The organism is Pseudomonas sp. W5-36 (assembly GCF_046540455.1).
Lineage (GTDB): Bacteria > Pseudomonadota > Gammaproteobacteria > Pseudomonadales > Pseudomonadaceae > Aquipseudomonas > Aquipseudomonas graminis_B.
Genome location: NZ_JAXCIQ010000003.1, coordinates 376930 through 389471, shown reverse-complemented (window position 1 = coordinate 389471; position 12542 = coordinate 376930). Strand labels below are relative to the sequence as shown.

The window sequence follows — 12542 nt, the reverse complement described above, 5'->3', positions numbered from 1 at the left end:
TTATGAAGGCGACACATCACTCCGCCGCGTGAGTGGCTGCCTGTTCGATCAACGCGGCCACTTCCTGCGGACGGGACTGGTACACCGAGTGACTGGCGCCTTTGATCTCGATGGTGTGGCTGTTGGCCCGCTTGGCGTACATGCGTTCAAGGTCCGGGTTGATGATCCGGTCCGCCCCGGCCACTGCGTACCAGCTAGGTTTGGTTTTCCACGCAGGCACCCCAGCGGGCGTGGTGAATACCGACGCAGCGGTCGGCTCCTGGGAAATGGCTTCGAACTCAGCCTGAGCCTTGGGCAGGTCAGCCGCGAAATCCGCCGGGTAGAACGCCGGGTCAAGGGACAGGAAACCGTCAGCGGTTTGCTTCACCGCCTTGGTGGCGTTAGGAAATAATTTGCCGTTCTGCGCTTCGGTTTCACCCTGATCCAGCGCGTGAGCGGCGATGTACACCAAGCCCACGACGTGCGCGTCATTGCCGACGTCCGTGATGATCGCGCCGCCATAACTGTGACCGACCAGAATCGTCGGGCCATCCTGCTGGTCAACGATGCGCTTGACCGCCGTCACGTCATCGGCGAACGACGTCAGTGGGTGTTCAGCGATCGAGACGTTGTACCCGTCCTTGCGCAGGATCTCGTAGACAGGCTTCCATCCCGAGCCGTTCACAAAGGCGCCGTGGACCAACACGATGTTCTTCACCGGGGCAGCCTGCGCCGCACTGGCAACGCCCAGCGCCAGGGCGCCCGCCGTAAAAACGCTTAGCAGCAATGACGCGTTGATTCTGTTCATGGGGTGTTTCCTCAGTGTGCATTCATGGTCGGCGGCTTGACCGGGATAGCCAAAGCCTGGCCCCGCCCTTCGTTGTGAATCATTGAATGCGCTGCACGTATCTGCAGTGTGTCGCTGAGGGGGGAGCTTTCAGTCAGCCCGTATCGGCAAGGGGTCTGGATACACAGGTATACAAAGCGGGCGCTTATTTTGTGGGACTGGCTTTAGCCGGGAAGAGGCAAGTGGGTTCGTCGTCAGTTCTGCAGCGTGTCGGCTGACGCTTTCCCGGCTAAAGCCGGTCCTACAATGAGGTCCACCGCCACTCCGCTGAATGCATGCAATCCCAATGTAGGACAGGCTTCAGCCGGGAAAAGGCCGTACCTGATTGAAACATCCGCTTTCTCATGCTCCGCCAATCTCCCAGTGCAGTGCGTCAGACTCCCTCCGCGTCTGAAATGCCAATCCACCACCCGGCGGCTCGGTAGCTAACCGCTTTGACAACAATCAACTGGTGGTTATGATAACCACCGCAGATCCGAACATGGAGGTGATGTGAATAGCCGACAGCTGATTGCTTACATTGAAGCTGATGGTTGGTATCTGGTACGGATCAAGGGCAGTCATCACCATTTCAAACACCCCACAAAAACGGGGCTGGTGACGATCCCTCATCCGAAGAAAGATCTGCTGAGCAAGCTTGTAAGCAGCGTCATGAGACAAGCTCAACTCTAACGAACGGGCTATCACTCAAGTAAGAGGAGAACACCAAGTGCTCTATCCAATCGCGATTCTTCCTGGCGATGCTCAGCACGCATGGGGTGTCGAGGTTCCAGATATCCCTGGCTGCTTCTCAGCCGGTGACGATCTGGATGACGCCATGGCCATGGCTCGTGAAGCCATTGAAAGCCATCTTGAGATCCTGGCTGAAGACGGCGCAGCCATTCCCTCAGCTCAGAAGGTGACCGTGCATCAGACCAAGGCTGACTTTGAGGGCTGCATCTGGGGGCTGGTGGACATAGACATCACCAAATACCTGGGAAAAGCTGAAAAACTCAACATTACCTTACCGGCCCACCTGATCACCCGGATCGACGAGCACGTTAAACATCATCCGGAAGTGAAAAGCCGATCAGGATTTCTGGCATCAGCCGCACTGAAAGTGCTGCAGCAGGCTTGATCGAAGCCAGGCGGCTGGAAAAAGCTCCACCCAGCTGACCGACATTAAAACCATCACCCACAAAAAAGCCCGGAAAATCCGGGCTTGTTCATTCCATTACCGCCTACGCCGCAATGCTCGGCGACGCCATGGACTTCTTGTACTCGGCCCGCATCGCTTCCATCTGCGCGCCCAGCTCTTCCAGCTGTTTCTCGCCCAGCAACTTTTCAGCTTGCGGGAACATCTCTTCCTCTTCTTCCTCGATGTGGTGCTCCAGCAGCTCTTTGACCACTTTCACACGACCGGAGAACTCCGGGGTGGCAGGGTCAGTTTGCTTGAGGTCCGGCAGCACAAGGGCATCGACAGTGCGGTGCTTTTCCTTGGCTTCGTAGTACATGATGTCCTGCTCTTTACCGCCCGCCTCTTTGAAAGCCGGATAAAGAATTTCTTCTTCGATCTTGGTGTGGATGGTGATTTCCATTTCCAGCTTGGCCAGCAAGTCCGTGCGCTTTTTAACACCGCGCTCAGTGGACTCACTCAGTTGGGTCAAGATGGCCTTTACGCGTTCATGGTCGGCTTTCAACAGTTCGATGGCGTTCATATAGATTTCCTCTAGATCACGGTAGGCGGGTCGATCTAAGTGCCGACCCTGCTGGTTCGTGATGAGTGTTGCATCGAGCGTGCCGAAAAAGCGGAGTATCAAAAAGCGCAACGAATCAAACAGTTAGCAAAAGACGTGAAATACGGAATCGTGCAGCCTGCATGAAACTTCGCGAACGGATAGTGCAGTTCACGAGTTGCCATCCGCCTGATTGAGCTCCGGCAAAGCCAGAGCTCAACTAGCGATAAACAGCGTTATTAGTGCGCTTTAGTCGCAGGCGCCAACGCCGTCCGCTCTTGATAAGCCGGCAGGGAAGCCGCGAACGCCATGGCTTCTTCGCGAGTGGAGAACGAGCCTAGTCGATCGTGATGGGTGCAGACCCGCCAAGGACCGTTGTTCACGTTGATCACATCGTAGCCGTTGAAATGCGTCTTGCTGAGCATTGCGGTATGCATGGCGATCTCCCCTCATTCAAGAGAGTGTTGTGGGTTGTCGGATAAAACCTTACACCCGCCATTCACTCTATAGACGTTACCGAGACCAGCGGTGCCCTGCCAAGAATGCTCGAAGCCGGGATGCTGCGTTGACAACGCCGACCTGGGTTTCTATAAGTCCCCTCCGTTCTGGCGTCCGGTCAGTACCTGCTCACCTGAAAGCGAAGCGAGATGATGGAATTCACGGATTTTGATGCCGAACTGGCCGACTGGAACACCCTGCAAGCCGCCACTCCCTGCTCGGGACTGCTGCTGGGCAACGGCGCCAGTCTTGCCGTATGGAAGAACTTCGCCTATGACTCGCTGTTCGAGCTGGCGCAGACCACGCGCAACAAACCCCTGAGCGCCACCGAGCTGGCGCTGTTCAAATCCATGGAAACGGAAAATTTCGAGCCGGTGCTCAGCGGCTTGAAAGTCGCCATGCGGGTCAATGCAGCGCTGACGATTGGTTCGTCATCGCCACGCAACCGCTATTTTGCGATCAAGGAAGCCCTGATTCACGGCATCCGCTCGGCGCATATCCCGTGGCGGCTGATGGAAGCGGCCACCATCGCCAGGATCAGCGACGCCCTGAGCCGCTACCAGACGGTGTATTCCACCAACTACGACCTGCTGGCGTACTGGGCGGCGATGCATGGCGCGCAGCCATTCGATGATCTGTTCGACGACGATGCGATGTTCAACCTGCACCGCACCGACAGCCACGCCACCCGCGTCTTGTATCTGCACGGCGGCATGCACCTGGTGAAGAATTTCGACGGTACGGCGCGCAAGCTGATGTCCTCGGAAAGCACGCTGCTGGGCAGTTTCGCGATCAACGCGCTGGAGGATGTGCCGCTGTTTGTCTGCGAGGGCCGCAGCGACGAAAAGATGAAGATCATTCGCGGCTCGGACTATCTGTCGTTTTGCCACGCCCAACTGGCGCAGCATCAGGGCGCGCTGTGCGTCTTCGGCCACTCGCTGGGCAAGCAGGATCGACACATCCTGAACGCCATTCTCCAGGCCCGCCCCAAATCCATCGCCATCTCGGTGCTGCCGCGCAGTGACGCCTTCATCCAGCACCAGAAACGCCGCTACAGCGAACTGTTTGAAGGGCAGAACATCGAGCTGACATTTTTCAACGCCACCACCCACCCGCTGGGCGATCCGACACTGGCCGTGCCGGTGGCGCGATTGAAGGAAGCGCTGGAGTTGAAGAAGAGCTGAGGGTTAGCGCGGTGAATGCTCATATTCCCAACCCCGACAGGCCAAAGCTACGTGCTTGGGGATAAGTGCAGCACCGCTGCTATAAGCAGTAATGGTTCGACGCGTAAAGCCCAGCTCGATGGCCGCTGCCGAGAGAGAAAGGTTGTTCTTCTCCATCCATTGTTTGAAGTCTCGCGTCGGCATGACTTCACCGGCCTGCTCCAACGCCAGCCGGTGAAGCGTCGACGCAGCCAGCTCGATGTCATTGCCCCACGAAACGTCAAACCCCCAGTCACCCAAAGTCACTTGGCCGAATAGCGTTTCATCCTTCAGCGGCGTCAGCGCTTCAAATTGGTCGATGTAGGCGGATAAATCTACGGTATGACGCTTGCCGTTGTTCCAGTCGAGTATCAATGAGCGGCTGTTCGCGACAGGTTGCGCAGCGGCGATGCGTAATTTGCTGGTCATGTCTCAAGTCCTCCGATTCTGCTCATACCAGATCCGCCATAAGTCGCGGGTATGACTCCTGGCCCACTGCAGCGCTTCTTTCAGCGCCTTCCCCTCAGCGCCCTTGCCTAAGACCCTTAAGCCATCAATTTGCACGAGCGACTCCCCGCCAGGGTCTGGACGTGGAAATGGGGTGGGGCGTGGTCGTCCGGATAGATTTTGATCTTCCAGTTGCGATTGTTATGTACGGTAGCCATGGCGGGATACTAGAGAAATTTTTTCCCCAGGACAAACTCTGCACGGAAAAACAAGAACCGGACCTTTCAGGTCCGGTCCTCCAGCCGCTTACCGCTTCCAATCTTCCCAGCCGCTGCCCTTTATTCGTTACCTTCCGACAACGACCCCACCACCACTGCCCCACCCTGGGTCTGTTTATTGATGCTGGTGGCGACCGATTCGGTGGTCAGGCGCATGCTGCTGAGGGCGGCGAGTCGGTCGCTGCTCGTCGTGTGCACGACGCTGCCCGACCATTGAGCGGCCACCGTCGCCAGCCATGCGAAAAGGAATACCACGACACCCTGCAACGCCCATTTTCCGATAACCGACACGATGGTTCTCCTGGCTGAATTCGACGGCATCAATTTGACCTTCTAACTGTTGCAGCAACATTGCATTCAACTTCTGCACCAACATTTAGAGCGATTCAGTCCGCAGCCGCAAAATCCTCGAAAACGGCATTTCCCCCCTCACGTCCCCGTCCATGATTCCCGGCTAAAGCTGGTCCGACTGCACCGCAATTCAAATGTAGGACCGGCTTCAGCCGGTCGGACTGCACCGCGATTCAAATGTAGGACCGGCTTCAGCCGGGAAGAGGCCGATTTGAGCGCCGGAGGATTAACGGGTGAAGTGTACGGACGATTCCGCACGCAGCTGTAAAGGGCCACCACTCAGGTTCTGTGGCTGAATACCCGTGCGTTTCGCACCCACAAGAACAAGGCAAGACCTTCTATGTCCTCTCGTGAAAACACCGGCATGGTCCTCGGACTGATCGGCGTGGTGATCTTCAGTCTGACGCTGCCCATGACCCGCATCGTGGTGCAGGAAATCCATCCCTTGCTCAACGGGCTGGGCCGCGCCTTGTTTGCGGCGGTGCCGGCGGCGGCGTTGCTGCTCTGGCGCAGAGAAAAATGGCCGACCCGCGCGCAGTTCAAGGCGCTCATGGTCGTGGCGTTGGGAGTGATCGTCGGGTTCCCAGTGCTCTCGGCCTGGGCCATGAAAACCCTGCCGGCCTCCCACGGCGCACTGGTCAATGGCCTGCAACCGCTGCTGGTCGCCATCTACGCCGCATGGCTCTCCCATGAGCGACCGTCGAAAGCCTTCTGGGCCTGCGCGGCCATGGGCAGCGTTCTGGTGCTGGGTTACGCGCTGATCAGCGGCGCCGGTAATCTTCAGGCCGGTGATGTGCTGATGGTCGCAGCGGTGGCGATTGGCGGGCTGGGTTATGCCGAAGGCGGCCGCCTGGCCAAGGAGATGGGTGGCTGGCAGGTGATCTGCTGGGCGCTGGTGATTTCGATCCCGGTATTGATCGTGCCCGTCAGCTATCTGGCGTGGCAGCACCAGGGCCCGATTTCTCCCGGCACCTGGTGGGCCTTCGGGTACGTGTCGCTGTTCTCGCAATTCATCGGATTCTTCGCCTGGTACGCCGGGCTGGCCATGGGCGGCATCGCGCGGGTCAGCCAGATTCAACTGGTGCAGCTGTTCTTCACCATGGCCTTTTCGGCGCTGTTTTTCGGTGAGCACATTGACCCGACGACCTGGATCTTCGCCGCCGGTGTTGTGGTCACGCTGGCCATCGGGCGCAAAACGGCGGTGATTGCACCCAAACCCGTGGCCGTCGCTCGCGTTTAGCCGAGCAGACCGTCGGCCTGGAGCAAGCGCTCCAGGCACTGTTCCTGAATCCCGTAGAACACTTTCAGCTCTTGGATCTTTGCCAGCAATTCAGCAGGGTCCGCCGGGCTGGTGCGTTTGACCGCCAGGATCATCTTGTTCTTGTTGGTGTGCTCCAGCGAGATGAACTCGAAGACCTTGGTTTCATAACCGCAGGCCTCCAGCAGCAACGCGCGCAAAGCATCGGTGACCATCTCGGCCTGCTGGCCCATGTGCAAACCGTATTGCAGCATTGGCTTGAGCAGCGTCGGGCTCTGGATCTGCAGGCGGATCTGTTTGTGGCAGCACGGCGAGCACATGATGATCGAGGCGCCCGAGCGGATGCCGGTGTGGATGGCGTAATCGGTGGCGATGTCGCAGGCGTGCAAGGCAATCATCACGTCCAGTTCGCTGGGCGCCACCGAACGCACGTCACCGCACTTGAACACCAGACCCGGATGCTCCAGCTGCGCGGCGGCGTTGTTGCACAGCGTGACCATGTCTTCGCGCAACTCGACGCCGGTGACGTTGCCTTCGGCCTGCAAGGTGTTGCGCAGGTAATCGTGGATGGCGAAGGTCAGATAACCCTTCCCCGAGCCGAAATCTGCGACCGTCACCGGCTTGTCCAGCTTGATCGGCGACGTCGCCAGGGCGTGGGAGAACACCTCGATGAACTTGTTGATCTGCTTCCACTTGCGCGACATGGCCGGGATCAGCTCGTGCTGCTTGTTGGTCACGCCCAGGTCGGTCAGGAACGGCCGGCTGAGTTCCAGGTAGCGTTTCTTCTCGCGGTCATGCTCGGCCGTCGGGGCTTCGCGTTCCTGCTGGGCCTTGTTGCGGAACAGCGTGCTCTTGCCCTTCTTGCTGAACTCCAGCTGCACTTCATCGGTGAGCGACAGCAGATGAGCGTTCTTGAAGGACTCGGGCAGCAGGCTGGCGATCAGCGTCTGCGCTTCGGCGAGGGGGTGATTTTTGGTGATGTCGCGGGTCTTGTAGCGATAGACGAAGGACAGGCAAGGCTGATCCTTGACCGTGACGGGCTTGATGATGACCCGCTGCAACTCCGCTTCACTTCCGACGTACTTGGCCAGCACCAGTTTGATCAGCGAATTTTGCGTCAGGCAGGTGTCCAGCAGACTCAGGAACTGAGCGCGGTGGTCCTGCGCAGGAACGGTGGCGGGTGCGGTAACGGACATCGGAAAGCGCCTCGGGAGCAGAAATGCGAGGCGCTATTTTAGGCGGGTCGTAAGCAGTAGGTGCAATTAAATGACGCGGAGCATCGGAAGACGCATTCCCACGCGGGGCGCGGGAACGATCGTGTCGGCAGCCGTGAGGCCCTACTCCAACACCACCAACCGGTTTGGCAGCTCGTTGCGCGCCTGGGTCACGGGCACCTGCTCGCTCAGCACGTCGCCGCACGAACGAATGCACCCTACGAAACCTTCCAGAATCCGGCCGTCCTTCACCTGCCGGGTAAAGGTCTCGACCATCGCGCGCCAGACTTCGTTGTCCACGCGCCGAGCGATGCCGTCATCAACGATGATCTCGACATAGCGCTCGGCCTCGCTGACGAAAATCAGCACGCCGGTGCCATTGGCGGTGGCATGAAGATTCTGTTCGAGAAACTGCCGACGGGCGAGATTACCCGCCCGCCAGTGCCGCACGCGAACAGGCACCAGCCGCGTGGTGATGCCCGGCAAGCGGCACACCAGCGCCACCACGATGAAGGTGACAACCTGGAACAGCAGCAGATGATTGGCACTGAGCCAGCCGGTCAGCAGGTTAATCAACCCCGGCACCAGCAGCGCGACGACCCCGGCCCAGATGAGCGGCACGTAGGTGTAGTCATCAGCGCTGGTCGCCAGCACCGTCACCAGTTCTGCGTCGGTCTGACGCTCGACGGTTTCGATGGCGTGGGCAACCCGCTGCTGTTCGTCTTTATTGAGCAATGTCATGCAAGCAAACCCTTCCTGAGCGAACGACTACCAGCCACCGGAGGCACCGCCCCCGCCAAATCCACCACCGCCACCGCGCATGCCGCCCGAGCCTGAGCCCCCGGAACCGAAGCCGCCTGAGCCGCCAGAACCGAAGCCGCCAAAGCCACCGCCCCCGGAGCCGATGGACCGGCCCCGCCCGGACCGTGCGCTGATGTAACTGATGACCACGAACAGCACCAGAAACAGGAGGGTCACTTTCCAGTCGACGCCTTGGTCCTCACTCGCCGCAGCACTGCCAGTGGCGCCGACTGCCGGCTCGGCGAGGGGATCGCCGCCGAGCACCTGAACCATCGCCTCGGCACCTTTGCTGATGCCACCGACGAAATCGCCCTGCCGGAACGCCGGCGTGATGATCTGATTGATGATCACCGAGGACTGCGCATCCGTCAGACGATCTTCCAGGCCGTAACCCACTTCGATGCGCACCTTGCGCTCGTCGCGGGCGACCACCAACAAGGCGCCGTTGTCTTTGCCCTTCTGCCCGATGCCCCAGTGACGACCGAGCTGATAGCCGTAGTCCTCAATGCTTGAGCCCTGTAAGTCAGGCAACGTGACCACCACCACTTGCTCGGTGGTCAGTTCTTCGTGCGCGCGCAGCATCTGTTCGAGATGCTCTTTGCTCGGGCCGTCGATCATCCCTGCGGCGTCGACAACGCGCCCGGTCAGCGGCGGAAACGTGAGGTCGGCTTGAGCCCATTGGGCAAACATACCCACCGACATCGCCAGTAACGCGACCAGCACTCCCCGGCGCGCGCGTCCCATCAGAACTTCACTTGCGGCGCTTTGTCAGCGTCAGCGGCGGTGGCTTCGAAGTTCGGACGCACCGGCAGATCGCTGTACATCACCGTATGCCACAGACGGCCCGGGAAGGTGCGGATCTCGGTGTTGTAACGCTCGACCGCCGTGATGAAATCGCGACGGGCCACCGCAATGCGGTTTTCCGTGCCTTCAAGCTGAGATTGCAGCGCGAGGAAATTCTGGTTGGATTTGAGGTCCGGATAGCGCTCCGACACCACCATCAAGCGGCTCAATGCGCCGGTCAGCTGACCTTGTGCGTCCTGGAACTGCTTGAGTTTGGCCGGATCGTTCAGGGTGCTGGCGTCTACCTGAATCGACGTCGCCTTGGCCCGCGCTTCGACGACTGCGGTCAGGGTGTCCTGCTCTTGTTTGGCGTAGCCCTTCACCGTTTCCACCAGGTTGGGGATCAGGTCGGCGCGGCGTTGATACTGGTTCTGCACCTGTGCCCAGGCGGCCTTGACCTGCTCGTCGTAGGTCGGAATGTTGTTGATCCCGCAGCCGGACAACAGGGTCGTCAGCAGCATCATCAAGGCCAGTGACAATTTGTAACGACTGCCCCGGCTGTGGTCATAACGCTCTGTTTGCATGGCGTGCGTGCTCCCTGTACTCATCAATAATTAGTCCTGTCAGTCATGACTTTAGCCAAACCGGACGATCCCCGGCATAATCCCGCCCCATCGCGTTGTCAGGGCTCTGGATTGCCGGGCCACAATCAGATAAAACTCGTTGCGCTACTGATGCTCATATGAGGCAGGAGTTCAGCGACGTTGCCGTCCTGACGACAATAAAAACCAAAGGTTCGACACCTATAACAATGGCTGACCGGTATTACGCGCGAGTTGCCGGCGACGCCTTGAGAAAACCATTCATGAATAAGCTGTGTTTCCTGAGTCTCGTCATCGGCCTGTTCAGTCAGTCCGCCTGGGCCGAAAACGCCACCACCGGCGTCGGCACCGCTTCCACGCTGCAAGCCAAGAATGCATTCATCGCCAACCTGATGAAGCAAATGACCCTAGACGAGAAGATCGGTCAACTGCGCCTGATCAGCATCGGTCCGGAAATGCCCAAGCCGGAAATTCTCAAGGAAATCACCGCAGGCCGTATCGGCGGCACGTTCAACTCCGTCGTGCTGCCGGACAACCGCGCCATGCAGGACGCCGCCGGGCACAGCCGCAACAAGATTCCGATGTTTTTCGCCTACGACGTCGTCCACGGCCAGCGCACGGTGTTCCCGATCAGCCTGGGCCTCGCGTCGACCTGGGACATGAACGCCATCACCCGCACCGGTCGCGTGTCGGCGATCGAAGCGGCGGCCGACGGCGTGGACATGACCTTCGCGCCCATGGTCGACATTACCCGCGACGCACGCTGGGGCCGCAGCTCCGAAGGCTTCGGCGAGGACACCTATCTGGTGTCGCGCATCTCCGCCACCATGACCCGTGCGTTTCAGGGCACCAGCATGCAGGCGCCCAACAGCATCATGGCGGTGGTCAAACACTTCGCCCTGTATGGCGCGGTCGAGGGCGGTCGCGACTACAACACCGTCGACATGAGCCCGGTGCGCATGCAGCAGGACTACCTGCCGCCCTATCGCGCGTCGATTGATGCTGGCGCAGGGGGCGTGATGATCGCGCTCAATTCCATCAACGGCGTGCCTTCCACCTCCAACGCCTGGCTGCTGCAGGACGTGCTGCGCAGGGACTGGGGCTTCAAAGGCGTGACCGTCAGCGACCACGGCGCGATCAAGGAATTGATCGACCACGGCGTAGCCAAGGACTTCCGCGAAGCTGCCAAGCTGGCGATCAAGGCCGGCGTCGACCTGAGCATGAACGACAAAGCCTATGGCGAAGAGCTGCCGGGGCTGGTGAAGAGCGGCGAAGTGTCGGAGAAAGAAGTCGACAATGCCGTGCGAGAAGTGCTCGGCGCCAAGTGGGAAATGGGCCTGTTCGCCAACCCGTACCTGCGCATCGGTGCGGCAGTGGATGACCCCGCAGACCGTAATGCCGAAAACCGTTTGCACCGTGCCGAAGCCCGCGACGTCGCGCGCAAGAGCATCGTGCTGCTGAAGAACCAGAACGACACCCTGCCGCTGAAGAAGCAAGGCACCATCGCCGTGATCGGCCCGCTGGCCAAGAGCTCGATGGACATGCTGGGCAGCTGGTCGGCGGCCGGTCTGGCGCGTCAGACCGTCAACGCCTACGACGGCATTGCGGCGGCGGTCGGCGACAAGGCCAAGCTGATTTATGCACTGGGCTCCAACGTCACCGACAATCAGCACGCCATTACCTACCTGAACAAAATGGACGACCAGATCGCCATCGATCCGCGTCCGGAACAGGAAATGATCGACGAAGCCGTCAAGGCCGCGCAGCAGGCTGACGTCGTGGTGGCAGTGGTCGGTGAGTCACGCAACATGTCCCACGAAGCCGCGAGCCGTGTCGACCTGGTGATCCCCGGCCGTCAACGGGAGCTGATCCGCGCGCTCAAAGCCACGGGCAAGCCGCTGGTGCTGGTGTTGATGAACGGCCGGCCGCTGGCACTGGGCGAAGAAAACGAGCTGGCCGACGCCATGGTGGAAAGCTGGTTCCTCGGCACCGAGGGCGGCAATGCTCTGGCTGACGTGTTGTTCGGCGACTACAACCCGTCCGGCAAACTGCCGATGACCTTCCCCCGCTCCGTGGGTCAGGTGCCGGCCTACTACAATCACCTGAACACCGGTCGTCCCTACCGCCCGAATGATTCGAACTACACCTCGAACTATTTCGAAGAGCCGACCAGCCCGCTGTTCCCGTTCGGTTACGGCCTGAGCTACACCCAGTTCAGCGTGTCGGACATCACCCTGTCGATCAACAAGATGACCCGCAAGGACAAGCTGACCGCCAGCGTCATGGTCAAGAACACCGGCAAGGTCGTGGGTGAAACCGTGGTCCAGCTGTACCTGCGCGACGTCGCCGCGTCGATCAGCCGCCCGGTGAAAGAGCTGAAGAACTTTCAGAAGGTCATGCTGAACCCCGGCGAAGAGAAATCCGTGAGCTTCACCCTGACCGAAGAAGACTTGAAGTTCTTCAACCCGTCGCTGAAGTACGCGGCCGAGGCGGGCGAGTTCAAGCTGATGATCGGCCTGGATTCGGAGAACGTGAAAGAGACAACGTTTAACTTGCTGTAAGGCAGG

15 protein-coding genes are annotated in these 12542 nt (G+C 59.6%); 6 read left to right on the top strand and 9 right to left on the bottom strand.

The genetic code is table 11. The features are described 5' to 3' along the window. Window positions 1-16: 16 nt before the first annotated feature. Entirely contained in the window at window positions 17-787 is a 771-nt protein-coding gene (locus SLW74_RS07700) for an alpha/beta hydrolase (protein ID WP_410928527.1), read from the bottom strand. 531 nt (window positions 788-1318) lie between these two features. On the opposite strand from SLW74_RS07700, the gene SLW74_RS07695 reads away from it, so the two are divergent. Together SLW74_RS07695 and SLW74_RS07690 are read left to right on the top strand one after the other, a co-directional pair. Then, window positions 1319-1498: a type II toxin-antitoxin system HicA family toxin gene (locus tag SLW74_RS07695; protein ID WP_083233249.1), complete on the top strand. Its 180-nt coding sequence runs from the start codon at window positions 1319-1321 to the stop codon at window positions 1496-1498. Between the two features lie 37 nt (window positions 1499-1535). Then, a complete protein-coding gene (locus tag SLW74_RS07690; protein WP_410928526.1) occupies window positions 1536-1943 on the top strand; it encodes a type II toxin-antitoxin system HicB family antitoxin in 408 nt (135 codons plus the stop codon). A 103-nt stretch (window positions 1944-2046) separates the two neighbouring features. Here the strand turns inward: SLW74_RS07690 and SLW74_RS07685 are convergent, their stop codons facing one another. Next, complete coding sequence (locus SLW74_RS07685; RefSeq protein WP_410928525.1) at window positions 2047-2523, bottom strand: hemerythrin domain-containing protein; 477 nt, start codon at window positions 2521-2523, stop codon at window positions 2047-2049. A gap of 39 nt (window positions 2524-2562) precedes the next feature. Between SLW74_RS07685 and SLW74_RS07680 the strand changes: the two genes are divergently transcribed. Beyond that, entirely contained in the window at window positions 2563-2688 is a 126-nt protein-coding gene (locus SLW74_RS07680; protein WP_279615269.1) for a hypothetical protein, read from the top strand. A 92-nt stretch (window positions 2689-2780) separates the two neighbouring features. Here SLW74_RS07680 and SLW74_RS07675 read toward each other — a convergent pair whose 3' ends face one another. After that, a complete protein-coding gene (locus tag SLW74_RS07675; RefSeq protein ID WP_065992330.1) occupies window positions 2781-2978 on the bottom strand; it encodes an SPOR domain-containing protein in 198 nt (65 codons plus the stop codon). 210 nt (window positions 2979-3188) lie between these two features. Between SLW74_RS07675 and SLW74_RS07670 the strand changes: the two genes are divergently transcribed. Further along, entirely contained in the window at window positions 3189-4223 is a 1035-nt protein-coding gene (locus SLW74_RS07670; RefSeq protein WP_065992328.1) for a DUF4917 family protein, read from the top strand. Between the two features lie 3 nt (window positions 4224-4226). On the opposite strand, the gene SLW74_RS07665 is transcribed toward SLW74_RS07670, so the two are convergent. Together SLW74_RS07665 and SLW74_RS07660 are read right to left on the bottom strand one after the other, a co-directional pair. Then, window positions 4227-4670 (bottom strand): DUF2442 domain-containing protein, encoded by a 444-nt coding sequence (locus SLW74_RS07665; RefSeq protein WP_410928524.1) that lies wholly within the window; start codon window positions 4668-4670, stop codon window positions 4227-4229. 356 nt (window positions 4671-5026) lie between these two features. Beyond that, window positions 5027-5257, bottom strand: a complete 231-nt coding sequence (locus SLW74_RS07660) for a hypothetical protein (protein WP_065992324.1) — start codon at window positions 5255-5257, stop codon at window positions 5027-5029. Window positions 5258-5657: 400 nt separating this feature from the next. Between SLW74_RS07660 and SLW74_RS07655 the strand changes: the two genes are divergently transcribed. Further along, on the top strand, window positions 5658-6557 hold the full coding sequence (locus tag SLW74_RS07655) for a DMT family transporter (RefSeq protein ID WP_410928523.1): 900 nt from the start codon (window positions 5658-5660) through the stop codon (window positions 6555-6557). Here SLW74_RS07655 and SLW74_RS07650 read toward each other — a convergent pair. The 4 genes from SLW74_RS07650 to SLW74_RS07635 form a co-directional block, all read right to left on the bottom strand. Next, a complete protein-coding gene (locus SLW74_RS07650) occupies window positions 6554-7771 on the bottom strand; it encodes a class I SAM-dependent methyltransferase (RefSeq protein ID WP_410928522.1) in 1218 nt (405 codons plus the stop codon). The two genes, SLW74_RS07655 and SLW74_RS07650, sit on opposite strands and share 4 nt — an antisense overlap. 141 nt (window positions 7772-7912) lie before the next feature. Beyond that, the gene (locus SLW74_RS07645; protein ID WP_410928521.1) at window positions 7913-8530 is read right to left on the bottom strand and encodes a TPM domain-containing protein; all 618 of its coding nucleotides are present in this window, start codon (window positions 8528-8530) and stop codon (window positions 7913-7915) included. 27 nt (window positions 8531-8557) lie between these two features. Then, window positions 8558-9334 carry a TPM domain-containing protein gene (locus tag SLW74_RS07640; protein WP_065992319.1) on the bottom strand — a complete coding sequence of 259 codons (777 nt, stop codon included), beginning with the start codon at window positions 9332-9334 and terminating at the stop codon, window positions 8558-8560. Beyond that, the gene (locus SLW74_RS07635) at window positions 9334-9897 is read right to left on the bottom strand and encodes a LemA family protein (protein ID WP_410928591.1); all 564 of its coding nucleotides are present in this window, start codon (window positions 9895-9897) and stop codon (window positions 9334-9336) included. The genes SLW74_RS07640 and SLW74_RS07635 overlap by 1 nt, the downstream gene beginning before the upstream one ends. 341 nt (window positions 9898-10238) lie before the next feature. Between SLW74_RS07635 and bglX the strand changes: the two genes are divergently transcribed. After that, the gene (bglX, locus tag SLW74_RS07630; RefSeq protein ID WP_410928520.1) at window positions 10239-12536 is read left to right on the top strand and encodes a beta-glucosidase BglX; all 2298 of its coding nucleotides are present in this window, start codon (window positions 10239-10241) and stop codon (window positions 12534-12536) included. The last annotated feature ends 6 nt before the right edge of the window (window positions 12537-12542 follow it).

What these genes read in the sequence shown, in the direction of transcription:
- SLW74_RS07700 (WP_410928527.1), bottom strand. Translation starts at nt 787, where the DNA reads ATGAACAGAATCAACGCGTCATTGCTGCTAAGCGTTTTTACGGCGGGC.
- SLW74_RS07685 (WP_410928525.1), bottom strand. Translation starts at nt 2,523, where the DNA reads ATGAACGCCATCGAACTGTTGAAAGCCGACCATGAACGCGTAAAGGCC.
- SLW74_RS07675 (WP_065992330.1), bottom strand. Translation starts at nt 2,978, where the DNA reads ATGCATACCGCAATGCTCAGCAAGACGCATTTCAACGGCTACGATGTG.
- SLW74_RS07670 (WP_065992328.1), top strand. Translation starts at nt 3,189, where the DNA reads ATGATGGAATTCACGGATTTTGATGCCGAACTGGCCGACTGGAACACC.
- SLW74_RS07665 (WP_410928524.1), bottom strand. Translation starts at nt 4,670, where the DNA reads ATGACCAGCAAATTACGCATCGCCGCTGCGCAACCTGTCGCGAACAGC.
- SLW74_RS07655 (WP_410928523.1), top strand. Translation starts at nt 5,658, where the DNA reads ATGTCCTCTCGTGAAAACACCGGCATGGTCCTCGGACTGATCGGCGTG.
- SLW74_RS07650 (WP_410928522.1), bottom strand. Translation starts at nt 7,771, where the DNA reads ATGTCCGTTACCGCACCCGCCACCGTTCCTGCGCAGGACCACCGCGCT.
- SLW74_RS07645 (WP_410928521.1), bottom strand. Translation starts at nt 8,530, where the DNA reads ATGACATTGCTCAATAAAGACGAACAGCAGCGGGTTGCCCACGCCATC.
- SLW74_RS07640 (WP_065992319.1), bottom strand. Translation starts at nt 9,334, where the DNA reads ATGGGACGCGCGCGCCGGGGAGTGCTGGTCGCGTTACTGGCGATGTCG.
- SLW74_RS07635 (WP_410928591.1), bottom strand. Translation starts at nt 9,897, where the DNA reads ATGATGCTGCTGACGACCCTGTTGTCCGGCTGCGGGATCAACAACATT.
- bglX (WP_410928520.1), top strand. Translation starts at nt 10,239, where the DNA reads ATGAATAAGCTGTGTTTCCTGAGTCTCGTCATCGGCCTGTTCAGTCAG.